Annotated in this window: 22 protein-coding genes; 18 read left to right on the top strand and 4 right to left on the bottom strand. The window is 67.7% G+C overall.

Annotated features, from left to right (window positions below):
* Positions 1 to 3 precede the first annotated feature (3 nt).
* The 9 genes from AC2EBS_RS15760 (at position 4) to AC2EBS_RS15720 (ending at position 11,321) form a co-directional block, all read left to right on the top strand.
* The gene (locus AC2EBS_RS15760) at positions 4 to 1,707 is read left to right on the top strand and encodes an ABC transporter ATP-binding protein (RefSeq protein ID WP_484729389.1); all 1,704 of its coding nucleotides are present in this window, start codon (positions 4 to 6) and stop codon (positions 1,705 to 1,707) included.
* Positions 1,708 to 1,910: 203 nt separating this feature from the next.
* The gene (locus AC2EBS_RS15755; RefSeq protein WP_484729388.1) at positions 1,911 to 2,102 is read left to right on the top strand and encodes a hypothetical protein; all 192 of its coding nucleotides are present in this window, start codon (positions 1,911 to 1,913) and stop codon (positions 2,100 to 2,102) included.
* Positions 2,103 to 2,406: 304 nt separating this feature from the next.
* Positions 2,407 to 2,868, top strand: coding sequence for a cache domain-containing protein (locus AC2EBS_RS15750; protein WP_484729387.1), 462 nt, complete (start codon positions 2,407 to 2,409; stop codon positions 2,866 to 2,868).
* A 108-nt stretch (positions 2,869 to 2,976) separates the two neighbouring features.
* Positions 2,977 to 4,533, top strand: coding sequence for a methyl-accepting chemotaxis protein (locus AC2EBS_RS15745; protein ID WP_484729386.1), 1,557 nt, complete (start codon positions 2,977 to 2,979; stop codon positions 4,531 to 4,533).
* A 208-nt stretch (positions 4,534 to 4,741) separates the two neighbouring features.
* Positions 4,742 to 6,853 (top strand): GGDEF domain-containing protein, encoded by a 2,112-nt coding sequence (locus tag AC2EBS_RS15740; protein WP_484729385.1) that lies wholly within the window; start codon positions 4,742 to 4,744, stop codon positions 6,851 to 6,853.
* Positions 6,850 to 8,859 (top strand): GGDEF domain-containing protein, encoded by a 2,010-nt coding sequence (locus AC2EBS_RS15735; RefSeq protein WP_484729384.1) that lies wholly within the window; start codon positions 6,850 to 6,852, stop codon positions 8,857 to 8,859. The genes AC2EBS_RS15740 and AC2EBS_RS15735 overlap by 4 nt, the downstream gene beginning before the upstream one ends.
* A 110-nt stretch (positions 8,860 to 8,969) precedes the next feature.
* Entirely contained in the window at positions 8,970 to 9,974 is a 1,005-nt protein-coding gene (locus AC2EBS_RS15730; RefSeq protein WP_484729383.1) for a Bug family tripartite tricarboxylate transporter substrate binding protein, read from the top strand.
* Between the two features lie 383 nt (positions 9,975 to 10,357).
* Positions 10,358 to 10,807 carry a MarR family winged helix-turn-helix transcriptional regulator gene (locus AC2EBS_RS15725; RefSeq protein ID WP_484729382.1) on the top strand — a complete coding sequence of 150 codons (450 nt, stop codon included), beginning with the start codon at positions 10,358 to 10,360 and terminating at the stop codon, positions 10,805 to 10,807.
* Between the two features lie 85 nt (positions 10,808 to 10,892).
* Positions 10,893 to 11,321 (top strand): organic hydroperoxide resistance protein, encoded by a 429-nt coding sequence (locus tag AC2EBS_RS15720; protein WP_484729381.1) that lies wholly within the window; start codon positions 10,893 to 10,895, stop codon positions 11,319 to 11,321.
* Between the two features lie 175 nt (positions 11,322 to 11,496).
* Here the strand turns inward: AC2EBS_RS15720 and AC2EBS_RS15715 are convergent, their stop codons facing one another.
* On the bottom strand, positions 11,497 to 12,216 hold the full coding sequence (locus AC2EBS_RS15715; RefSeq protein ID WP_484729380.1) for an alpha/beta fold hydrolase: 720 nt from the start codon (positions 12,214 to 12,216) through the stop codon (positions 11,497 to 11,499).
* A 5-nt stretch (positions 12,217 to 12,221) separates the two neighbouring features.
* Positions 12,222 to 12,698, bottom strand: coding sequence for a cyclic pyranopterin monophosphate synthase MoaC (moaC, locus tag AC2EBS_RS15710; protein ID WP_484729379.1), 477 nt, complete (start codon positions 12,696 to 12,698; stop codon positions 12,222 to 12,224).
* A 76-nt stretch (positions 12,699 to 12,774) separates the two neighbouring features.
* Here moaC and AC2EBS_RS15705 point away from each other — a divergent pair, with 76 nt between their 5' ends.
* Entirely contained in the window at positions 12,775 to 14,397 is a 1,623-nt protein-coding gene (locus AC2EBS_RS15705; RefSeq protein ID WP_484729378.1) for a M48 family metalloprotease, read from the top strand.
* 16 nt (positions 14,398 to 14,413) lie between these two features.
* Here the strand turns inward: AC2EBS_RS15705 and AC2EBS_RS15700 are convergent, their stop codons facing one another.
* Entirely contained in the window at positions 14,414 to 14,770 is a 357-nt protein-coding gene (locus tag AC2EBS_RS15700) for a phage holin family protein (RefSeq protein WP_484729377.1), read from the bottom strand.
* Positions 14,771 to 15,071: 301 nt separating this feature from the next.
* Here AC2EBS_RS15700 and AC2EBS_RS15695 point away from each other — a divergent pair, with 301 nt between their 5' ends.
* From AC2EBS_RS15695 to AC2EBS_RS15660, 8 genes are all read left to right on the top strand, one after another.
* Positions 15,072 to 16,040, top strand: a complete 969-nt coding sequence (locus AC2EBS_RS15695; RefSeq protein WP_484729376.1) for a TerC family protein — start codon at positions 15,072 to 15,074, stop codon at positions 16,038 to 16,040.
* Positions 16,041 to 16,388: 348 nt separating this feature from the next.
* Complete coding sequence (locus AC2EBS_RS15690) at positions 16,389 to 17,021, top strand: energy transducer TonB (RefSeq protein ID WP_484729375.1); 633 nt, start codon at positions 16,389 to 16,391, stop codon at positions 17,019 to 17,021.
* Between the two features lie 39 nt (positions 17,022 to 17,060).
* Complete coding sequence (locus tag AC2EBS_RS15685; protein ID WP_484729374.1) at positions 17,061 to 17,804, top strand: MotA/TolQ/ExbB proton channel family protein; 744 nt, start codon at positions 17,061 to 17,063, stop codon at positions 17,802 to 17,804.
* 16 nt (positions 17,805 to 17,820) lie between these two features.
* A complete protein-coding gene (locus AC2EBS_RS15680; protein ID WP_484729373.1) occupies positions 17,821 to 18,240 on the top strand; it encodes an ExbD/TolR family protein in 420 nt (139 codons plus the stop codon).
* A gap of 109 nt (positions 18,241 to 18,349) precedes the next feature.
* The gene (locus AC2EBS_RS15675) at positions 18,350 to 20,548 is read left to right on the top strand and encodes a TonB-dependent receptor (protein WP_484729372.1); all 2,199 of its coding nucleotides are present in this window, start codon (positions 18,350 to 18,352) and stop codon (positions 20,546 to 20,548) included.
* Between the two features lie 24 nt (positions 20,549 to 20,572).
* Complete coding sequence (locus tag AC2EBS_RS15670; RefSeq protein WP_484729371.1) at positions 20,573 to 21,256, top strand: Fe2+-dependent dioxygenase; 684 nt, start codon at positions 20,573 to 20,575, stop codon at positions 21,254 to 21,256.
* Complete coding sequence (locus AC2EBS_RS15665) at positions 21,253 to 22,377, top strand: alpha-hydroxy acid oxidase (RefSeq protein ID WP_484729370.1); 1,125 nt, start codon at positions 21,253 to 21,255, stop codon at positions 22,375 to 22,377. The genes AC2EBS_RS15670 and AC2EBS_RS15665 overlap by 4 nt, the downstream gene beginning before the upstream one ends.
* A gap of 195 nt (positions 22,378 to 22,572) precedes the next feature.
* Positions 22,573 to 23,010: an SWIB/MDM2 domain-containing protein gene (locus tag AC2EBS_RS15660; protein ID WP_484729369.1), complete on the top strand. Its 438-nt coding sequence runs from the start codon at positions 22,573 to 22,575 to the stop codon at positions 23,008 to 23,010.
* A gap of 95 nt (positions 23,011 to 23,105) precedes the next feature.
* On the opposite strand, the gene AC2EBS_RS15655 is transcribed toward AC2EBS_RS15660, so the two are convergent.
* Positions 23,106 to 23,501, bottom strand: coding sequence for a response regulator (locus AC2EBS_RS15655; RefSeq protein ID WP_484729368.1), 396 nt, complete (start codon positions 23,499 to 23,501; stop codon positions 23,106 to 23,108).
* Positions 23,502 to 23,640 lie beyond the last annotated feature (139 nt).

Below are 23,640 nucleotides of genomic sequence, written 5' to 3'. Positions count from 1 at the left end.
ACGATGTTGCTGAGCATTCAAGACCTCAAGGTCGCCTTTCGCATGGGCAAGGTCGACGGCCAGATGCAGCGCCAGCTGGCCGTCAAGGGCGTGAGCTTCGACATTCCCGAGAACAGCACCGTCGCGCTGGTCGGCGAGTCGGGTTCGGGCAAGAGCGTCACCGCGATGTCCATCCTCAACTTGCTGCCCGACAACGCCGAGCGCAGCGGCAAGATCCTGTTCCAGGGCCGTGACCTGCTGCAGACCTCTCTCCAAGAGCTGCAGGGCATACGCGGCAAGGACATCGCCTGCGTGTTCCAGGACCCGATGACCTCGCTGAACCCGGTGTTCACCGTGGCCAACCAGCTCTGCGAGCCGTTGATCCGCCACATGGGCATGACGCCGCGCCAGGCGCTGGCGCGCGCCGAGGAGCTGCTCAACGAAGTGGGCATCCCCGAGCCCAAGCGCCGCCTGAAGGCCTATCCGCACGAGATGTCCGGCGGCCAGCAGCAGCGCGTGATGATCGCGATGGCGCTGGCCTGCAAGCCCAAGCTGCTGATCGCCGACGAGCCGACCACGGCGCTGGACGTGACCATCCAGCGCCAGGTGATGGAGCTGATGGCCAAGCTCAAGGAATCGCACAAGATGAGCTTGCTGTTCATCTCGCACGACCTGGGCGTGGTGGGCGAGATCTCCGACCAGGTGGTGGTGATGCGCCATGGCGAGATCCGCGAGAAGGCGCCGGTGGCCGAGATCTTCAATGCGCCCAAGGACGCCTACACCAAGGCGCTGCTGGCCTGCCGGCCCTCGCTGACCGAGAACCCGGCCCGGCTGATGGTGATCGACGACCACATCGCTGCGCAGAACGGCCAGGCCAAGGCGCAGGCGCAGGGCAAGGCCAAGGACCCGAACGCGCCGGTGGTGCTGGAGGTGCGCGGCCTGAAGAAGAGCTTCTTCTTCAAGGAAGGGCTGTTCGGCAAGAAGGAGTTCAAGGCCGTCAAGGGCGTGGACTTCCAGCTGAAGAAGGGCCACACGCTGGGCGTGGTGGGCGAGTCCGGCTCGGGCAAGACGACCATGGGTCTGACCCTGCTGCGCCTGCATGAGCCGACCGGCGGCGAAGTGCTCTTCGAGGGCAAGGACCTGCTGAAGATGAGCGGCAACGACTGGCAGAAGATGCGCCGCCGCATCCAGGTGGTGTTCCAGAACCCGTATGCCTCGCTGAACCCGCGCTTCACCATCGGCCAGACGCTGCTGGAGCCGATGGAGATCCATGGCATCGGCAAGGACACGGCCGAGCGCCAGGCGCGCGCCAGCGCGCTGTTGAAGAAGGTGGGCCTGGACGACTCGGCGCTCTACAAGTACCCGCACGAGTTCTCCGGCGGCCAGCGCCAGCGTATCGCCATTGCACGCTGCCTGACGCTGAACCCCGAGGTGCTGGTGCTCGACGAAGCCGTGTCGGCACTGGACGTCTCGGTGCAGGCCCAGGTGCTGAACCTGCTGAAGGACCTGCAGGACGAGTTCGGTCTCTCGTACATCTTCATCAGCCATGATCTGGCGGTGGTGAAGTTCATCTCCGACGAGGTGCTGGTGATGCAGAACGGCGACGTCGTCGAGCAGGCCGAGACGCAGAGCCTGCTGGCCGCACCCAAGCAGGACTACACCCGCCGCCTGCTCGGCGCGGTGCCGCGCGGTTATCAGGGGCACGCACCGGCCAGTGCAGCGGCCTGAGCGGCGGGGCCGACTCGACCGAGCAAGGGCGCCTCTGGCGCCCTTTTTCTTGTCGGCTCCACTGGCGGTGGGTCAGGGTGCTTGCAGCCCGTCCCCGTGCTTCGTCGTTTCGTCGCAGCACCATCGGCGCTGCGCATTGCGCTGCCTACAGTGGGCGCTCCCGGGTGCCGCCTGGCATCTGCAATCGACAAGGAGACCCCTCGATGACACGCCCCACCCTGCTGGTCCTGACGCTCGGCGCCGCATTGCTGGCCACCGGCTGCGTGATCGTGCCTTCCGGCACCGCACGCGCAAACGACGCCACCGAACTCGCACGCATGGGCGAGCAGGCCCTCAAGACCTGCGGCGAGGGCCAGGTCAAGGAAGTCAGCGCGCGCAGCTTCAGCTGCAAGTGATGCGCCGTGGCGGCGCCGCTGGCGGCGGTGGCCGCCTTCGCGTTTCCGTCATTTCCAGCACTTCCGTTGATATTTCACTGGGGCGCCCGCGGCATGCGGACCCCGTCTGTCCATAGGCGCCAGCGCAGGCCTAATATTCGTCGGGTCGGCAGCAGGCTTGCCCGCGCCGGCACGGCGCCGCGCGGATCTGCAGCCTGATCGGGCCGCTTTTTCGGCTCAACTGCGGTGGCCGGCGGCCGATATGACAGGCACGGAATGCGGCAATTCGCCGTGACGATTCGAACTGATGCAGGAGATGACAGACATGAAGCACTGGATGAAGTGGTTGGTCGCGGCGGCGACCGCAGTGGGTCTGATGGGCGCCGCCCAGGCGCAGGAGCGCGGCACCAAGGACGAGGCGGTCGCGATGACCAAGGCCGCGTTTGAGCACATCAAGAAGGTCGGTCCGGAGAAGGCCTACAAGGACTTCACGACCGACAAGGCCAACTGGACCAAGAAGGACCTCTACGTGATGGTCTACGACGGCAAGGGTGTGACGCTGGCCCATGGCGCCAACGAGAAGCTGATCGGCAAGGACATGACTGCCATCAAGGATGCCAATGGAAACCCGGTGGTGCCTGGACTGATTGGAGTGGCCAACAAGGGTGGCGGCTGGTTCGACTACGACTGGCCCGATCCGATCACCAAGAAGATCGCGCCCAAGAGCACCTATGCGATCAAGCCGCCGAGCGGCGACGGCTTCATTGGCGTCGGCATCTACCGCTGATCCTCTGATCCCTAGCGTTCAGTAGAAGTCCAGGAAAGAGGCGCTGCGGGCGCCTCTTTCCGTCCAGTGGCCGGCATCGATGCCGCCCGTTCACCCAAGGAGTCGGCTGTGAATCAGCTCCTCGGCAATGCGTCCATCCGCATCAAGGTGGCCTTGGCGCCGGCCTTTGCGATCCTTTGCATCCTTATCGTGGCGGCCATGGCATGGTCGCTCAAGCGCAGCCTGGTCGGTGAGCTAGAGAACGTCGGCAGCGTGGGTCTCAAGCGCATCGTCGCGGCGCAGACCTTCAACGTCGAACTGACGGCGATGCATCAGCAGCTCTACCAGTCGCTGACCTGGGAGGCCATCGGCAACCGGCCCGAGCTGATCGCCCAACATGACAAGAAGCTGGTCGCGCGCGCCGCGGCTTTCGACAAGTCTGTGCAGGAAGCGCTGCAGGACAGCACGCTTGAGCCGGGCCAGCGCGCTGCGCTGGAGACTATCGCTAAGGACTTTGCTGCATACCGCAAGACGGTTAACGACACGCTGGACATCAAATCCGCCGGTGTAGAGACGGCGACGTCATTCGTCGTTACTTCCGACAAGCAGTACGAGCTGCTGCAGGCCAAGCTGGCCGACTTTGTAAAGACCGAGACACAGGCTAGCGAACAGAGCGTGGTCGCCGCGCAGGCTTCCGGCGAGCGTGCCTCCAGTCTGTCCCTGCTGGTGACGGCAGTCGCCGTGGTGGCCAGCATCGCGTTCGCGCTGCTGGTCGCGCGCGCCATCGTTGCGCCGTTGGGCCAGGCCGTGTCCATGGCGACGGCGCTGGCCGATGGCGATCTCAGCCAGCGACCTGTGGACGTGGGTCGCGACGAAACCGGCCAGGTGCTGGGCGCGCTGCGCAAGGTGGCCGACAACCTGAGCCAGATCGTTGGCGGCGTGCGCGGCACGGCGGACCAGATCAACACCGCGGCCAGCGAGATCGCATCCGGCAACGCCGACCTGTCGGCGCGCACCGAGAACACCGCTTCGGCGCTGGAGCAGACCGCGGCCTCGATCGAGGAGCTGTCGGCCACCATCCGCAGCACCGCCGACAACTCGCGCGCGGCCGACACGCTGGCCCGCCAGGCCGCTGATGTGGCGGTGCAGGGCGGCGCGGCGGTGTCCGAGGTGGTCAACGCGATGGACGCGATCAGCGCTCAGGGTCGCAAGATCGCCGAAATCATCGGCACCATTGACAGCATCGCCTTCCAGACCAACATCCTGGCCTTGAACGCGGCAGTGGAGGCAGCGCGCGCCGGCGAGCAAGGTCGCGGCTTCGCGGTCGTCGCCTCCGAGGTGCGCACGCTGGCCCAGCGCAGCGGCGACGCCGCCAAGGAAATCCGCACGCTGATCGGCGCGACGGTCGAGCAGGTGGATGTGGGCACCGGCAAGGTGGAGGTGGCGGGCCAGACCATGTCGCGCGTCGTCGAGTCCATCCAGAAGGTCTCGCAGATGGTCGGCGACATCACCCGCGCCGCGAGCGAGCAGGCCGAGGGCATTGCCCAGGTGAACAGTGCGGTGGCGGAAATGGACAAGTCCACGCAGCAGAATGCAGCCATGGTCGAGGAGGCCACGGCGGCGACCGAGTCGTTGCGCAGCCAGGCGGGGCATCTGGTGGACAGCCTGTCACGCTTCCGGCTCTGAGCACGGCGCCGCGGCAAGGCGCCCGTACCGGATCGACAGGGCATGTCTGCAATGCAGTCATGCCCTGTTTCGTTTGGGTCTAGGGCAAACGCGGGCAGGAGTGCGCCAAGCGGCGCATGACAATGCAGCGCGTCATGACCAGGGGTGTTTCGGGGCGGCGCGCCGGGGTCATCGGGGTGCACCGCGCAGGGCTGATGAACATTCACAGATGAGCAAGGCTGACCGGCAGGCATGGGTCGGGCGGCTGCCGGGTGTGGGGCAGCCGTCGCGCCGCGCATGGCATCTGGCGGGCCTGATCGCGCTGGGCTGCGCTGGCTTCTGGCTGCTGCGCGCCGATGGCAAGCCCGCCGCCGTGCCGGCTGCCCCAGCGGCGGCAGCCGTGCCGGCCTCCGGTGAACTCGACGGCATCGAGCGGAGCCTGAACACCCGGCCGCAAGCCGCCTCGCAGCAGCTGCTGGCGCTGCAGGCAGGCTTGCCGCCGGACAGCCCGCTGCAGCTCGAGGCCACCAGCCTGCGTGCCATGGCGGCCAGTCTTCAGCGTGATCGCAGTCAGCTCGACCAACTGCTGGCCGAGCTGCGCCGGAGCGCGCCTCCGGCTGGGCTTGCAGCTGACGTGCCGGTGGTCGCCGCGCTGGCGCAGGCCCAGTTCTTCCACGAGCGCGGCGAGCTGCGCGAGGCGCTGCGCCTGCTGCGTGATATCGATGCCTCGCAGATCGCCAACCCCAGGCTGCAGCTGCGTCTGGAAACGCTGCGCGCGGCCGCATACGCGGAGTCGGGTGATATTGCCGCGGCGCTGGTCTCGGGGCAGGAATGCGTGCGACTGGCCCAGACGCTGGGGCAGCGCTGGCGGCTGGCGCGGGCGCTGACCGAGCTGGCGATGGTCTATTACCGCACCGAGCGCATCGAGAGCGCGCGGCAGACGGCCGCCGAGGCGCTGGGCGAGGCCCGGCTCGAGCCGGACCCGTTCACGCTCGCCCGCGCGCTCACCGTGCAGGGCATCGTGCATGCCAATCACCCCGACCGCAGCATCACGCTGCAGGCCTATGCCGCGGCGCTGGAGCAGACCCGGCTGGGCGGCAGCGAGGCTCAGCAGGCGCAGGCCCTGGGCAATTTCGCCGACTACCACCTGCGGCGCGGGGAGTATGCGCGCGCACTGGCCCTGTCGGAGCAGGCGCTGGCGCTGGCGCAGCGCTCGGGCAGCCAGAAGGTGCTGTCGCTGGTGCTGCACAACATGGGCATCGCCAAGATCGGCCTGAAGCGCCTGGCCGAGGGTGCGGCCGACGTGCGCCGCGCGATTGCGATCGATGAAGCGCAGGGCGCCGAGACCTATGCCGCCGAAGGCTGGGCCGAGCTGGGTGCCTACCTGGAAAAGAGCGGCGACTGGAGCGGCGCGATCCAGGCCTACCACGAGCACCGCACACTGATCGATCGTGTGCTGCGCGCCGAGACGCGCAAGCTGGTGCTGGAGGCGCAGGAGCGCTTCGATGCCGAGAAGCGCGCGCGCGAGATCGAGCTGCTGGCCAAGGACACCAGCCTGCAGGCCGAGCAGATCCGTGCCCAGGAGCTGGCGCTGCGTCTGTGGGCTGTGGTGGCCGGCTGCGTGGTGCTGTCGGCCCTGCTGCTGGGCCTGGCCTACCAGCGCACCCGGCGGGTCAACGAGGCACTCAAGGACAGCAACGCCGCGCTGGCCCGCCAGGGCGAGCGCGACCCGCTGACCGGCCTGTCCAACCGACGCCACTTCCAGCAGGAGCTGACGCGGCTGACGGCAGCGGCGCCGCTGCGCGCCGGCCTTTATCTGCTGGACATCGATTTCTTCAAGCGCATCAACGACCGATTTGGTCATGCGGCCGGCGACGCGGTGCTGGTCGAGGCGGCAAGGCGTCTGCGCATGGCGGTGCGCGACGAGGACCTGGTGGTGCGCTGGGGCGGCGAGGAGTTCCTGATCCTGGCGCCCGAGCCGGTCGGCACCGACACGCAGCCGCTGGCGCAGCGCCTGCTGGATGCGATCGGCTGCGCGCCTGTGCTGCACGAGGGGCGCAGCGTGCCCGTCAGCGCATCGATAGGCTTCGTGGCGCTGCCCCTGCCACCGCATGGCTTGCCGCTGCCCTGGGAGCGGGCCGTCGATCTGGCCGATGCGCTGATGTATCTGGCCAAGTCCAGCGGACGCAATCGCGCCTTTGGTCTGGGCCATGTCGACGCGCAGGATGAGGCGCAGCTGCTGGCCCTGCAGTCCCGGCTCGAGGCGGCCTGGCGCGAGGGGCGTGTCGAACTGTTGGAGTTGCACGGCCCGCGGCACGAGGCGGCGGAGGCAGGCACATGAGCCGCCTGAGTGCTTGGCGGTCCATATCCGGCCGGCTGGCCGGCTGCATGCTGCTGCTGATCCAGCCGCTGACTGCGCTGGCCGGCGAGGGCGAGGCCGCGTTGTCGCGGCTGGCGCTGGAAGGCTTCGACCGCCCTGCGGCGGTGCTGGCCAGCCTGCGCGAGAAGCCGCCGGCGGGTGTGAGCCAGACCAGCCTGCTGGCGGCGCAGGCGCAGGTGCTGGTGGACGCCGGCGATCTGCCCCGCGCGAGCGCGCTCGCCGATCGGTTGGGTGCCATGCCGCAGGGCCTGGCATGGGCGGAGCTGGTGCGGGCCCTGGTTGCTGATCGTCAGGCGCAGGCGCCGGAGACGGATGCGGCGGCCTCGCGGGCTTGGCGGTTGCTGGAGCCGCGCTGTGGCGGCGCGGCCGAGCTCATCGAGGTGTCCGCCGAATGCGAGTACCGCAGCGCCTGGCATGCGCTGCGTCTGCGTGCCCGGGCCCTGCAGGCCGAGGGCGCGTCTGCCGAGGCGGCGCGGCTGTTGCGCCTGGCGCTGCGGCTGGCCGAGCTGGCTGGCGACCGCACGCTGCAGGTGCTGGGTGCCGCCGCGCTGGCGCCGCTGAGCGAGCTGCTCGACGAGCCCGAAGCGGCGCGCCAGCAGCTGGCGCTGGCTGCGCGGCTGGCCGAGGGCGATGCAGCGCTGCTGGCTCGGGTGCGCTTCTTCGAGGCCACGGTCGCGGGGCATCGCAAGGACGGGGCTGCGCGAGCACGTGCGCTGAGCGAGGCGCTGGCCTTGGCGCGCGAGGCCGAGGCCCGTCATTACGTCGCCTTCCTGCAGACGGCGCAGGTCGATCTGCATATGCATGCCGGGCGTGCGCAGCAGGCGCTGGCCGTGTCGCGCGAAGCGCTGCCGGTGGTGCTGGAGTTCCGCAACGAGCGGCTGGAGCGCACGCTGCGCCACAACCGTGCGGTGTCCCTCGTCAAGCTGGGCCGCTTCGACGAGGCCAGGCGCGAGCAGGCCCGTGTGCAGGAGCTGGCCGATCTGCAGTCGCTGCCGCTCGCTCGCGCCACCGAGCTGCGCGAGCTCGGCGAGGCCTGGGCGGCGGCCGGTCAGCCGCGCGAGGCCTTGGCTCTGTACCACGCCGAGCGGGCGCTGACCTCGAAGATAGCCGCGCGCAACCGTGAGGCAAGGCTGGCCGAGCTGCGCGTGAAGTTCGACAGCGAGCGCGAGCAGCGCAATCTCGAGCTGCTGACGCGCGAGAAGACGCTGCAGGAGCAGAAGCTGGCCAACCAGGCGCTGGCTCGCCAGCTGGCGGTGGCGGTGGGCGTGCTGGTGCTGCTGTCCTTCGTGCTGTCGGTGGCGATGTTCCGCCGCGTGCGCCAGGCGCATCGCAAGCTCAAGGCCAACGAGCGCCTGCTGCGTGCGCAGAGCGAGTCCGATCCGCTCACCGAGCTGGCGAACCGACGCCATTTCCATGCCGTGATGGAGCAGCGTTTCGGCAGCGGCGGCTTCGCGGGCGGGCTGATGATGATCGACATCGATCACTTCAAGCAGATCAATGATCGCCAGGGTCACGGTGTCGGCGATGCGGTGATCTGCGAGATCGCGCGCCGCATCCGCGCTGCCGTGCGGCACGAGGATCTGGTGGTGCGCTGGGGCGGCGAGGAGTTCCTCGTCTTCGTTTCGCGGGCCGAGGCGCCGGCGCTGCAGCAGCTTGCCCAGCGGATTCTGGCTGGCGCGGGCGGCACGCCGGTGGCGCTGGAGGCGGGCAGCCTGCCGGTCAAGGTCTCGATCGGTTTCGCGGCCTTCCCGCTGCCGACTCATCTGCTCGAGCAGAGCTGGGAGCAGGCGCTCGAGTGGGTGGACATGGCGCTCTATGCGGCCAAGGGCCAGGGGCGCAATCGCGCCGTGGGCATCGCCAGCGTCGATGCAGCGGACAGCGAGCAGATGGCGCGCCTGGTGCGGGGCTTCGAGCAGGCCTGCAATTCCGGCCATGTGCGCCTGGAGACCCTGCTCGGTCCGGCCTAGTATCTGTGTGACATAGCGCTCACAGTCACAGGGTCAGACCGTAGTCTGAGCGGCAGATCCCTCGCGCATACTGGCCGACAAGCATCACACCAACAACGAGGAGACTGCGCATGAACCGACTGCCGAACCGACGTCTTGCCCTTGCTGCCCTGGCTGGCATCAGCCTGCTGTCCCTGGGCAGTGCCCAGGCCCAAAGCGCCTGGCCGAGCAAGCCGGTACGCATCGTTGTGCCTTTCGCGGCAGGCGGCACCACCGACCTGCTGGCACGCGCGCTGGCGCCCGAGCTGCAGAAGGCCTTCGGTCAGCCCTTCGTGGTCGAGAACAAGCCCGGCGCCGGCGGCAACAGCGGCACCGCCGAAGTGGCCAAAGCCAGCGACGGCCACACCATCCTGATGGGCACGGTGGGCTCGCACGGCATCAACCAGTCGCTCTATCCCAAGCTGCCCTATGACCCGATCAAGGACTTCGCACCGATCACGCTGGTCGCCGCGGTGCCGAATGTGCTGGTGCTCAATCCCGCCAAAGCGCAGCAGTACGCCATCAACACCGTGCCGGACCTGATCAAGGCGGCCAAGGCCAACCCCGGCAAGCTCAACATGGCCTCCAGTGGCAACGGCACGTCCATCCACCTCGCCGGCGAGCTGTTCAAGAGCATGACCGGGACCTTCATGGTGCACTTCCCGTACCGCGGCTCGGGCCCGGCGCTGATCGACCTGATGGCCGGTAATACCGATCTGATGTTCGACAACCTGCCTTCGGCGCTGCCGCACATCAAGTCCGGCAAGCTCAAGGCGATCGCGGTGACCAGCGCGAAGCGCAGCGAGGCGGTGCCCGAGCTGCCGACGATCGAAGAGGCGGGCGGGCCGTCGCTGAAGGGCTATGAAGCCAGCAGCTGGTTCGGCCTGCTCGCGCCAGCGTCCATGCCGGCCGATCAGGTTGCCAGGCTGCAGCGCGAGACCGCAAAGGCGCTGGCTACCCCGGCATTGAAGGAGCGCCTGGCTTCGCAAGGCGCGATCGCCAGCGGCATGAGCAGTGCCGAGTTCGCGTCGCTGATCGGCAAGGAAACCAAGAAGTGGGCCCAGGTGGTCAAGGTGTCCGGCGCCAAGGTTGACTGAGCCCGCGCACAGGGTCCGGGAAGGAGCCTGTCGGCTGGCGAAGGCCCGGCGGCGATACAGGCCGCAGGGCTGAACCCGCGCACAGGGTCCGGAAGGAGCCTGTCGGCTGGCGAAGGCCCGGCGGCGATACAAGCCGCAGGGCTGAACCCGCCTGACTCGACCTGTCGCGGTGACGCCCGTCGCCGCATCTAGCAGCTGCCGCCCTCGGGCGGCAGCTTCGTTTCCGGACCGGAGTGCGTGCTACGCCATCGCGGCCGGTGTCCGGTCGGTGGCGAATGGCACTTGGCCGTCGAGGGTCTCTGCAGGTTGCCGATGCGCACAATAGATCGTACGCGACATAATCGCAAAAGATTCAAATCACCGAACCCTGGAGCAAGACCCCGATGAAAGACGCGCTGCACCTGGACGAGCAGATCTGCTTTGCGCTCTATGCCTCGTCGCGCCTGGTCACGCGGCTGTATCAGCCCTTGCTCGACCGGGTCGGCCTGACCTATCCGCAGTACATCGTGCTGATGGTGCTGTGGGAGGAGGCGCCCTGCACCGTCTCGCACATCGCCCGGCGCACCGTGCTCAACACCAACACGCTGACGCCGCTGCTCAAGCGCATGGAGCAGCAGGGCCTGATCGAGCGCACGCGCAGCGCGAGCGACGAGCGCAGCGTGCTGATCAGCGTCACCGCGCAGGGGCGCAAGCTCAAGGCGCAGTGCGCCTGCATCCCCGAGCAGATGATGGCGGCCACCGATTTCGCGCCGGCCAAGGCGCAGCAGCTCAAGCGCCTGCTCGACGAGCTGTTGCAGACGCTACAAACCAGCGCCGGCAGCGCGCCCGACTGATCTTCTTCACCGGGACCGCGGCGCCGGGCGCGCTTCGGCCTCTTCGCAAGTCCCACGCCCGTTCAATTCTCGACAGGAGCATTTCATGAGCACCGCACTCGACAAAGTTCTCTACACCGCCAACGTGCACACCACCGGTGGCCGCGACGGCCGCTCAGTTTCCGACGACGGCCTGCTCGACGTGAAGCTGTCGCCGCCCAAGGGCCTGGGCGGCGCGGGCGGCGCGACCAACCCGGAGCAGCTGTTCGCGGCCGGCTACTCGGCCTGCTTCCTCAGCGCGCTCAAGCATGTGGCCGCCGCGCAGAAGCTCGCGCTGCCTGCCGACGCCGCGGTGGATGCCAGCGTGGACCTGGGCCCGATCGCGCAGGGCTTCGGCTTGGCCGTGCGCCTGACCGTGCATCTGCCCAGCCTGGACCGCGCCGTCGCCGAGAAGCTGGTGGCCACGGCTCACCAGGTCTGCCCCTACTCGAACGCGACGCGCGGCAATATCGACGTGACGTTGACACTGGCCTAAGAACCTGCGAACGAACCACTCGTGCCCGCTCGACGCGACCTGACGGTCCCGCTCGTCGTTGCAAATGCTCGCCATAGCCCGAGCTATGGCTGTGCCTTGCGCCTAGATCGGACCCGCCCTGTCGCGCCGCTCGGGCGCGACCGGTTCATTCACAGGTTCTGAGACCAGCCCGGCGCTAGTCGGCCGGCCAGCCCAGCCAGTCGCCGAGCGCCGCGCTGACTGCCTGCGCTTGCTCCATCGTCACCATATGGCCGGCGTCCTCGATGACGGCCAGCTGAGCCGATGGCAGCAGCTCTTGCATTTGCTCGTGACGCTCGACCGGGCTCCAGGCGTCCTGACGGCCGCAGAGCAGCAGCGTCGGGCAGCGCGTGCCGGCCAAGACCGGCCGCGCATCGGGCCTGCTCAGCAGAGCCTGGATCTGCGCCGCGAAGATCTCCGGCGTCTTGCGCTCGATGATGTCGAGCAGCTGCTCGAACATCGGTGTGCCCAGCCGATCTGGATGCACCATGCCGCGCGCCCATTGGCGACCCATCGCGCGCATGCCTTGTTCGCGTGCCAGCTGCAGCAGCGCCAGGCGGCCGGCGCGCTCCTTGTCGCCGGCCTCGCCATCCGGCAGCGGATCGACGCCGGTGTCGAGCAGCGCGAGGCGCTCGACGCGCTGCGGCGCGAGGCGCAGCACCTCCAGCGCCACACGCCCGCCCATCGAATGACCGGCCAAGGAAAAACGCTCGCTGGGCGCCTCGGACAGCACCTGCCGTGCCATCGTGACCAGCGAGTCCGCATGGCCCCAGTCGGGCACCATGCAGCGCACGCCCTCCAGGGCGTCGATCTGCGGCTGCCAGACCTCGGCGTCGCACAGCAAGCCAGGCAGCAGCATCAGCGTCGGACTGCCCATGGCGCTCACTCCGCCTTCCAGTCGCCGGATTTGCCGCCCTGCTTCTCGATCACGCGGATGTTGTCCATCACCATGGTCTTGTCGGCTGCCTTGACCATGTCGTAGATGGTCAGCAGGCCGATCTGCACCGCGGTGAGCGCCTCCATCTCGACGCCGGTGCGACCCAGCGTCTCGACCTGCGCATGGCAGAGCACGGCGTTGTCGGCCGGCTGGAGCTCGAACTCCACCGCGACGCGCGTGATCGGCAGCGGGTGGCACAGCGGGATCAGGTCCGAGCAGCGCTTGGCGCCCTGAATCGCGGCGATGCGCGCCACGCCCAGCACGTCACCCTTCTTGGCACTGCCGGCCTGGATCAGTGCCAGCGTGGCAGGCTGCATGCGGATGCGTCCGCTGGCGCGGGCGATGCGGTGTGTCTCGGCCTTGGCCGAGACATCGACCATATGCGCCTGACCTTCGGCGTCGAAATGGGTGAGTGGATTCATGGTGCAATCGCCGGCGGCAACAATCGAGAAACTTGATGTCTGCCATCATAGACAGGCCCCATCGCGGAGATCGATCTTGAGGCTGTGCTCCATTCCTTTTGCCTGCCGTGCGCTGGCCGTTTTGCTGTCGGCGGCGCTGCTGGCCACGCCGTCGGCGGCGCAGGTCAATCTGCCGGCACTGGGCGACTCGGTGTCCGAGGACGTCAGCATCAGTGCCGAGAAGCGTCTGGGCGACCAAGTCATGCGGCAGATCCGCCTCGACCCGGACTACCTCGACGATCCGCTGCTGCTCGAGTACGTGGAGAGCCTGTGGAACCCGCTCGTGCAGGCGGCGCGTCAGCTCGGGCAGATCGGTGACGACACGGTGGATCGCTTCGCCTGGGAAATCTTTCTCGTGCGCGATCGCAGCGTCAACGCCTTTGCGCTGCCGGGCGGTTTCGTCGGCGTGCATCTTGGCCTGATCTCGATGACGGGGGCGCGCGACGAGCTGGCCTCGGTGCTGGCCCACGAGCTCTCGCACATCACCCAACGGCATATCGCGCGGCGCATCGTTGGCGACTCGCGCAGCAGCACGCTGGCGATGGTGGGCATGGTGCTGGGCCTCATCGCCGCGGCGCGCACCAACAGCGCCGACATGGCCAACGCGGCCATTGTCGGCGGCCAGGCCGCGGCGACGCAGATGTCGCTGAACTTCTCGCGCGACATGGAGCGCGAGGCTGACCGTGTCGGCTTCAACGTGCTCATGCAGGCGGGCTTCGCCGGCTCGGGGATGATGAGCATGTTCGAGCGCATGGAGCAGGCCTATCACCTGATGGATTCGGGCAGTTATCCCTACCTGCGCTCACATCCGCTGACCACCGAGCGCATCGGCGAGGCTCGCGCACGCCTGGGCACTGGCGGCTGGGAGCGGCCGCTCAGCCGAGCTGAACACGTGCTGATGGGCTCGCGTGCGCGTGTGCTGATGGACGGGCGCGCCGAGAGTCTGGCCAAGCTGCAAGACCTCGACGCCGGCGTGCGTAGCGCACACAGCGGCCAGGAAGCGTTGGATCAGCTGGGGGCTCGCTACGCCAGCGCGCTGGCTTCACTGAAGCTTCGCCAATGGCCGCGCGCGGAGAACGCGCTGCGCCAGGCGGAGCTGATGCTGCAACTGATAGGTCCGGACGAGCGGGCCCGCCGCGCGCTGCTGCTGCTGCGCGCCGAGCTGGCGCAGGCCAGCGGCCAGGCTGCCCAGGGCTGGGCCGCGCTGGAACCGCTGCGCAAGGACAACTCCCGCGTGCTGCTGATGATGCGCGGTCAGATGGCCCTGGCCGGTGGCGACAGCCCGTCGCTGCGCAGCGCGGCCGAGGCCTTGCAGACCCACCTGAGCCTGGAACCCCGCGATGCCGGCGCCTGGAGCCTGCAGGCTCAGCTGTGGGAGCGGCTCGACCAGCCGCTGCGTGCGGTGCGGGCACTCGGCGAGGCCCGCGCGGCTGCCGGCGATCTCAATGGTGCGATCGATCGCATGCGCTCCGGCCTGAACCTGTCGCGCGGCCGCGATGCCGATCAGGTGGAGGCGGCCGTGATCGATGCGCGCCTGCGCAGCCTGCTCTATGAACGGCGCCAGCTGCTGGCCGAGATGTATCCGCGTGGCGCCCCACCCGGGACGGAACTGCCTCGCTTGCAGGGGCAGGCGCTCTCGCCGCGACTGGGCCTGAACTGAAGCGTCGGGCGCCGCGTCAGTCGAGACGCGGAAACAGGCGTTCGATCAGCGCGTCGATCGCCATGCCGAACAGGCTGTAGATCAGCGAGCCGATCAGCGCGGCCCCGAAGCCGGTGACATGCAGCCCGTCGATCAGGCTGGCGGCGGCCCAGAACATCAGCGCGTTGATGATGAAGAGGAACAGCCCCAGGCTCAGCACGGTGACCGGCAGCGTCAGCAGCACCAGCACTGGCCGCACCAGGGTATTGAGCAGGCCCAGCACCAGTGCAGCGAGCAGCGCCGCTGGATAGCTCGTTACCGATACCCCCGGGTACAGGCTCGCCACCAGCAGCAGGGCGCCCGCAAGCAGCAGCCAACGCGTCAGTGTCTTCATGCGCCAAGCATACAGGGCGCCGGAAGCGCCATGGCGTCTGCAGGCGCGGTGATATCCCCGGGCCTTTGCGGCTCATTGGTGCTCGGTCATAATGCGAGCCTTCCGCAAGGGGAGTAGCTGCACGGCTTCAAAGTCGTGGCGTTGGCCCGTCAGGACGATGAGCGCTGTGACAGCGCGCATCCGGGCCCTCGCAGCTGCCGGTTTCGCGCCGGTCGTGCCCCGCAAGACCTTACGGAACTGCCGGCGCATGCCGGCTGTTTGCCGTTGGCTAATGGTTTTAGATTTTTTGCGGAGGTAATCGATGACCACCATCGCGCCCATGTGGCTGTGGATCTTTTTTGTCGCCAGCGTGTTGGTGGCTCTTTTTGTCGACTTCGTGGTGCTGCGCAAGCAAGGCGCGCACGAAGTCAGCGTGAAGGAGGCGATCAACTGGTCGCTCGTCTGGGTGGGCCTGAGCCTGGCCTTCAACGCGCTGTTCTGGTGGGCTGTCAAGGACAGCACAGGCGATTCGGATCTCGCCACGACCAAGTCGCTCGAGTTCCTCACCGGTTACCTGATCGAGAAGTCGCTGGCTGTCGACAACATCTTTGTCTTCCTGATGATCTTCACCTACTTCTCGGTGCCGGCGGCCTACCAGAAGCGGGTGCTGATGTACGGCATCATCGGTGCCATCGTGCTGCGCACGATCATGATCCTGGTGGGCAGTTGGCTGATCGCGCAGTTCCACTGGATCCTCTATGTGTTCGGTGCCTTCCTGCTGATCACTGGCATCAAGATGTGGTGGGCTGCGGGTCAGGAGCCCGATCTGGAGAGCAACCCGGCGCTCAAGCTGCTGCGCAAGGTGATGCCGGTCAGCGACAACTTCGACGGTGAGCGCTTCTTCACGGTGAAGCGCGGCAAGCGCCTGGCTACGCCGCTGCTGCTGGTGATCGCGCTGGTGGGTATCACCGACGTGATCTTCGCGGTCGACTCGATCCCGGCGATCTTTGCCATCACCAGTGACCCCTTCATCGTGCTGACCTCCAACATCTTCGCCATCCTGGGGCTGCGCGCGATGTACTTCCTGCTGGCGGCGATGGCCACCAAGTTCCATCTGCTCAGCTACGGTCTCGCGGTGGTGCTGTCCTTCATCGGCGTGAAGATGATGCTGATCGACATCTACAAGATCCCGGTGCTGGTTTCGCTGGGTGTGGTGGTGGCGATCCTGGCCTTGACCATGGTGTTGAGCGTGCGTACCGCACCGAAGATCGGCAACGAAGCCAGCCAGTGATGAGTCCGGCGGGCCGGCCACGGCCTGCCAGCTTGCTTCCCCTACTGCAAGGCCCCGCGGCGTCAGCCGGCGGGGCCTTGTGCTTTTGCTGAGTCGCTGGACTGTCAAAGCAGCGGTGCTCAGCGCGACACGAGACATGGTCGGCGGTATGTATTAAAACAAATAGGAATCGTTCGCATTTGTGTTACGATGCCCTCCTGTTTTCGGGAATACGCCATCGTGAACACCGCTACCGCCCTTCAGCCAAGCCACGAGGCCGCGCCGCCGTTGCGGCAGGCTGCGTTGCCGGGGGCGCTTCGAATCGCATCGCCGCTGCCGGCTCGCCCGGATGATGGGCTGAGCCCCGCGGTGCGCCGCGCACTGACGGCCGGCGTACTGGGGGCGCATCTGATCGGCGGCTGGGCGCTGTTGCAGCTCGATGCGGTGCGTCAGGTGGTCGTTGAGGCCGCGCCCATCATGGTCAACCTGCTGCCGCCGACCGAGCGGGCCAAGCCGGTTCCGCCACCACCAGCACCTGCGCCGCGCCCCCGTGCGGCTCCGGCACCGACTCCGGTGATCGCTGCTGCGCCTGCGCCGACGCCTGCGCCTGCAGCCTTCGTGGCGCCTGAGCCGGCGCCCGCTCCGGTGGTCGCGGTGCAGGCGCCGCCCGCGCCACCGGTGCCGCCAGCCCCGGTGACGCCGCCTGCTTCGCCGGCACCCAAGGTGATTCCACCCAGCGCCGTGCGCTACCTCGTCGAGCCCCGGACCAGCGTGCCGCTGATCTCGCGGCGCCTGCGCGAGTCTGGCGTCGTCGTGCTGCGCATCGTCGTCGACGCGCAAGGTCAGTTGAAGGAGGCCAGCGTGCGCAAGAGCTCGGGCTTCGCGCGGCTGGACCAGCAGGCGTTGCAGGACATCCGCACGGCCCGTTTCGCACCCTATACCGAGAACGGGCAGCCCATCGAGTGGGAAACCAGCGCGCCCTTCTCCTACGAGATCGACTGAACCTCTTTCCTGTCTTCAAGCCCCCGTTTGCATTCCATCATGGACGCTTCTTCTTCCGTCGGCTTCGGCCACTTCATTGCCCAGTCCGATGCGGTCGGCAAGTTTCTCTTCGCCGTGCTCGTGCTGATGTCGGTGGCCTCCTGGGCCTTGATCGTCGCCAAGGGCTTGACCCAGTACCTGCGTAACAAGCGCAGCAATGCATTCCTGGACTTCTTCTGGAACGCCCGCTCGCTCGATGCGGTACAGGCCGAGATCGGCACGCATGGCGCGCGCGACCCCTTCTCGCATCTCAGCGCCCATGCGCTGCATGCGCAGGCCCACCATGCGCGCCACGGCGCAGCGCGTCTGGCCGAGGCCGGCACGGCCAATGACTTCATCACGCGCACGATCAAGAAGGTGCTGGACGAGGAGACCACACGCCTGGAGTCCGGCCTGACGACGCTGGCCACCATCGGCGCAACGGCGCCCTTCGTCGGCCTGTTCGGCACCGTCTGGGGCGTCTATCACGCGCTGCTGGCCATAGGCATGAGCGGTGCCGGTACGCTGGACAAGGTGGCCGGCCCGGTGGGCGAGGCGCTGATCATGACCGGCATCGGACTGGCCGTCGCGATTCCGGCGGTGATTGCCTACAACGCCTTTACCCGCGCCAATCGCGTCTTCGCTGCGCGCCTCGATGGCTTCGCCTATGAGCTGCACAGCTTTCTGACGCTGGGCGAGGCGCCTGGCGCGGCCCAGCAGGGCGGCGCTGCGAACGTGCGCGCCCTCAAGCCCGCGGCGGCCTGATCAACAGGAGCACGCAATGGCGTTCGCCTCCTTCGACAACAAGCGCGCCAGCGCGCCGGTGGCAGAAATCAATATGGTGCCGCTGATCGATGTGATGCTGGTGCTGCTGGTGATCTTCATCGTCACCGCGCCGCTGCTCACGCACGCGGTCAAGCTCGACCTGCCCAAGGTCAGTTCCGCGGCCAATGAACTCAAGCCCGAGAAGATCGAGTTCGCCATCGACGCCCAGGGCCAGCGCTTCTGGAACGGCGCGCCGGTGACGCGGGCCGAGGCGCAGGCGCGCTTCGCCGCCGAGGGCAGCAAGCCCAATCAGCCCGAGGTGCATTTGCGTGCCGACCAGAACGTCGCCTACCGAGCGGTGGCCGAGACGCTGGGCGATGCCGCCAAGGCCGGCCTCAGCAAGGTCGGCTTCGTCAGCGAACCTGAGCAACCCTGAGCCCCGGCCACGCCCGGCAGCGGGCGAACCGGAACGAACTCGCGGTCAAGCCGTCGCCAGGCCGCATGGGCACGAGCGTGCCCGTCACTGACAACGAGGAGAAGCATCCATGAACCGCAAGATCAAGAACATCAAGCCGGCACTGCTGCCGCTGGGCGCGCTGGCCGCTGGTTTCGGCCTGGCGTCCGCCGCGCTGGCACAGACCGCCACCGAGCCGGCCAAGGCCGATGTCACCCTGCCGGTGGTGCGCGCCAAGGCCGCCGCCGAGAAGAGCGGCAAGGAGGACTACCAGGCCACCGAGACGCGCATCGGCAAGGGCAAGCAGGAGCTGCGCGACATTCCGCAGTCCGTCACCGTCATCACCGAGAAGCTGATCGACGATCGCAACCTGGACGACTTCCGCGAGCTGCTGCGCACCACGGCTGGCATCACCTTCCAGGCCGGCGAGACCGGCGAGGAGGATGTGCGCCTGCGCGGCTTCTCGCTGAGCCAGGCGGGCGACATCTATGTGGATGGCCTGCGCGACACCTCGATCACCGAGCGCGACACCTTCAACAACGACCGCATCGAAGTGCTCAAGGGCTCGGCTTCCATGCTGTTTGGCAAGGGCTCGACCGGCGGCGTTGTCAACCAGGTCAGCAAACAGCCGCTGCTGATCGACCAGAACGAGCTCGACATCACGCTCGGTTCGGGCGACGACCTGCGCATCACCGCCGACTTCAACAAGAAGACCGGCGACAACTCGGCGCTGCGCGTCAACGCGATGATTCAGGAGGCCGACAACTGGGGCGCCAGCGTGTCCAAGCGCGGCATCGCTCCGACCTATCGCTGGGGCATTGGCACCGCGAACGAGTTCTCGCTGGGCCTCTATCACCTCGAATTCGACAATGTGCCCAGCTACAGCCACCCCTGGTTCATCGTCGACGGCAAGCTGGTGCCGACGCTGCCGGCGAAGAACTTCTACGGCCTGGCCAGCGACTATCTGCGCGGCACGACCACGCACGCTACGCTGACCCACACCCACCGCTTCGCCGATGGCGGCGAGCTGCGTACCACGCTGCGCCATGGTCACTACGAGCGCGATCTGTGGGCGAGCGTGATCCGCTTCGGCACCACCAACGGCGCGCCGACCACGCTGGCCAATCTGAGCGACGCCACCCTCATCACGCGTACGCCCAAGGGCCGGGTCGGCATCAGCGACATCACCACGCTGCAGAGCGACTACAGCAGCAAGTTCGACGCGCTCGGTCTGCGCCACGAGCTGATCGCCGGCATCGACTTCAACCATGAAGATGCCAAGCGCAACAACAACTTCGCTGGCAGCGCCAGCGGCCTGACCAGCACCGTCGGCACGCCCAACGACGGCGATACCCGTGCCGACACGCGCGGCAACCCGGTGCTCAACAGCTTCGGTGCCCGCTCGCTGGGCCTGTACGCGCAGGACACCCTGGTGCTGAACCGGGCCCTGAAGCTGATCGGCGGCCTGCGCTTCGACCGCTTCGAGGCCGATTACCAGACCGCCACCACCAGCTTCGAGCGCAAGGACTCGCTGTGGAGCCCGCGCGTCGGCGCCTTGTTCCAGCCCAATGAGTGGGCGTCCTATCACCTCTCCTTCGGCACCTCGTACAACACCTCGGGTGACACCTACCAGTTCGCGCCAGGCGCACCGGCCAACACCCGTGTGCCGAACACGCCTCCGGAGAAGAGCCGCAACCTCGAACTGGGCGCCAAGTTCGACCTCTTCGACGGCCGCCTGTCGCTGGGCACGGCGCTGTTCCGTAGCGAGAAGTACAACGAGCGCAACACCGACCCCGACAGTGCTGCCGCGCAGGAGCTGCTCTCGGGCAAGCGCCATGCCTCGGGCCTGGACATCGACATCGCCGGCCGCATCGGCGCCAACTGGGAAGCCTTCCTGTCCTACACCTGGATTCCCAATGCCAGGATCGACAAGAGCAATGTCGCGCTCAACAGCGCCGGCACCGGCGCCCAGGTGCAGGGAGACCGTCCGGGCCTGACGCCCAGGCACAGCGCCAGCCTGTGGACGACCTACCGTCTGAGCCCGAAGCTGCGCATCGGCGGCGGCCTGAACCATCGCGGCGAGCAGAACCCGGAAGGCGCGCGCCATGTCACGGCCGATGCCTTCACCACGCTGGACCTGATGGCCGAGTACAGCTTCAACGAGAACGTGACGATGAAGGTCAACGTTGCCAACGCCACCGACGAGCTCTACGCCGATTCGCTCTACCGTGGCTTCTACGCGCCGGGCGCGCCGCGCTCGGTGGCGGTCTCGCTGAAGGCGCGTTTCTGAAACCTTGCTATCCCCGAGGTCGCCATGCTGCTCCATCTGAAAGACGTCCTGAGTGCCGAAGAGCTGCGGCAGGCTCGCAGCCTGCTCGAGCAGGCGCAGTGGGTGGACGGTGCGGCGACCGCCGGCGGGCAGGCGCTGCAGGTGAAGAACAACGCCCAGCTGCCGCAAGGCAGCGAGGCATCCGGCCAGCTGCAGGCGCTGGTGCTGGGCGCGCTGAACCGGCATGCCCAGTTCTTCTCCGCTGCACTGCCCAAGAAGATCTTCAATCCGCTGTTCAACCGCTACGGCGGCGGTGCCGACCACTATGGCGCCCATGTCGACAGTGCGGTGATGCACTCGCGCGCCGATGGTCAGCGCGTGCGCTCCGACGTCTCCTGCACGCTGTTCCTGGCCGAGCCCCATGAGTACGAGGGCGGCGAGCTGTGCGTGCACGACACCTACGGTGCACAGCGCATCAAGCTGCCGGCCGGCGACCTGGTGCTCTACCCAAGCACCAGCGTGCACGAGGTGACGCCGGTGACGCGCGGCTATCGGATGGCCAGCTTCTTCTGGGTGGAGAGCATGGTGCGCAGCGACGAGCAGCGACGCCTGCTCTACGAGCTGGACATGGCGCTGATGCGGCTGCGCGCCGAGCATGGCGATTCCGCCGCGACCGTGCAGATCACCGGAACGTATCACAACCTGCTGCGCATGTGGGCCGACACATGAGCAGAACAGGACCGGTGGCGCTGCAACCCGTCCCCGCCGACATCGTCGCCCTGGCCGACTTCGAGCGGCATGCGCGCGAGCGCATGGATGCCCCTGCCTGGGCCTACCTCAGTGGTGGCGCGTCCGACGAGCTGACGCTGCGCGCCAATCGCGCTGCCTGGGATGCGCTTCAGCTCTGGCCGCGCGTGCTGCGCGATCTCGCCGGAGGCGGCACGGCGATCGAGCTGCTGGGGCGCCGCTGGCCGGTGCCGATCGCGCTGGCGCCTATCGCCTACCAGCAACTCGCCCATGCCGATGGCGAGCTGGCCAGCGCGCTGGCAGCAGCGGCGCAGGGCTGCGGCATGGTGCTCAGCGCGCAGAGCAGCGTGGCGATGGAGCCGGTGGCGCATGTGATGCAAAGCGAAGCCGAGCGCGGCCCGCTGTGGTTTCAGCTCTACTGGCGCGACGACGAAGACTTCATGCGCAGGCTGCTGCAGCGCGTCGAGGCGGCCGGCTACGAGGCGCTGGTGCTCACCGTCGACGCGCCGGTGCAGGGTGCGCGCGACGCCGAACGCCGCGCTGGCTTCGCGCTGCCGGCGCACATCCGCGCGGTGAACCTCGGCGGGCATCAGCCGCCGCTGCAGCTGCAACCGGGGCAGAGCGCGCTGTTCGACGGCCTGCTGTCGCGCGCTGCGACCTGGGACACGGTGGACTGGCTGCGCGCGCACAGCCGGCTGCCGCTGCTGCTCAAGGGCATCACGCACCCGGACGATGCGCGCGAGGCGCAGGCGCGCGGCGCTGCCGGCATCGTTGTCTCCAACCATGGGGGGCGCACGCTCGATACGGTGCCGCCCACTGCAGCGCTGCTGCCTCGCCTGCGCGAGGCCGTCGGCGCCGGCTATCCGCTGCTGGTCGACGGCGGCATCCGCCGCGGCAGCGATGTGCTCAAGGCGCTGGCACTGGGAGCCGATGCGGTGCTGCTCGGCCGTCCGTACGTGCATGCGCTGGCCGTCGCCGGCGCGCAGGGCGTGGCGCTCGCGCTGCGACTTTTGCGCGATGAATTCGAGATTGCGATGGCCCTCACCGGCTGCCGCAGCTGCGCCGAGATCGGCCCGCAACTGCTGTGGCACGCGCCTGAGTGATGCTCAGCCGCGACATTCGCCCTTGCCCTGAGGCACAAACAGGCCATTCCGAGCGTTTTCTCCTCTAGCAGAGCCTTCTCAATGCAGGAGGCGCGCAGTACCATTGCTCGCGCAGGGCGCCAGAGAGAATTGAAGGCCTCAGACCTTCACCCGGACCCCGGCACATCAACACAACCTTTGATGGAGAGAATCGAAATGGCAACTGCGAAGAAGGCCGCTCCGGCCAAGAAGGCTGCACCGGCGAAGAAGGCCGCAGCTCCCGCCAAGAAGGCGGCGCCCGCGAAGAAGGCTGCGGCTCCGGCCAAGAAGGCTGCACCGGCGAAGAAGGCCGCTCCCGCCAAGAAGGCGGCACCGGCGAAGAAGGCTGCGGCTCCGGCGAAGAAGCGCACGCCCAATGCTGCCTTCATGAAGGCGATGACCCCCAGCGCTGCGCTGGCCGCGATCGTGGGCGCAGCTCCGCTGCCCCGTACGGACGTGACCAAGAAGGTCTGGGAATACATCAAGAAGAACAAGCTGCAGGATGCGGTGCAGAAGCGCGTCATCATTGCCGACGCCAAGCTGAAGGAAATCTTCGGCAAGGCCAAGGCCGACATGTTCGAGATGACCAAGCTGATCAACAGCCACCTGAAGTGATTGGCGAGCCCGCGGCGCGCTTCGGCGCTGCCGCGTCGGCAGCACAGGCCCGGGACTCCCGGGCCTTTTTGTTGCCAGTTGCGGACTGCCGAGTCTCAGGCCTGTGGCGCGGACAGTGCCTGCAGCGCCGTGACGAAACGCGGCACGTCGATAGGCTTGGGCCAGTAGTCCAAGAAGCCGGCCGCCAGCGCCGCTTGCACCTGCTCAGGCAGATCGTCGGCCGACAAGGCCACGCAGGGGATCTTGCCAAGGTGCGGCTGGCACTGCAGCCTCTGCAGCAGCTCCAGCCCACTCATATCGGGCAGGTTCATGTCGATGAGCAACAGGTCGGGCTGCATACCGTCGAGCAGTTGCAGGGCCTGTGCGCCGTCTTCGGCCACCTCCAGGCGCCAATCGGGCAGACGGTGGAAGACCTCTTCCATCAGCACATGGTTGATGCGGTCGTCTTCGACGTAAAGGACGAGGCGCGCGGTCACGGAATCGGCTGGCATGACGCTGCGCATTCTCGCAGCATGAGGCTGCCCGCCCGAAGTGTGACTTTGTTGGCGTCCTGGCCTCCCCCTCAACAGGGGGGCAGGTCAAGGGGACCTGGCCCGCTATCCCTACACTGAAGTCCGTACGCTGCCATCC

This window comes from Roseateles sp. T103 (genome assembly GCF_057219915.1).
Note: the sequence above shows the minus strand (reverse complement) of the source record. Positions and strands in the feature narration are given on the sequence as shown.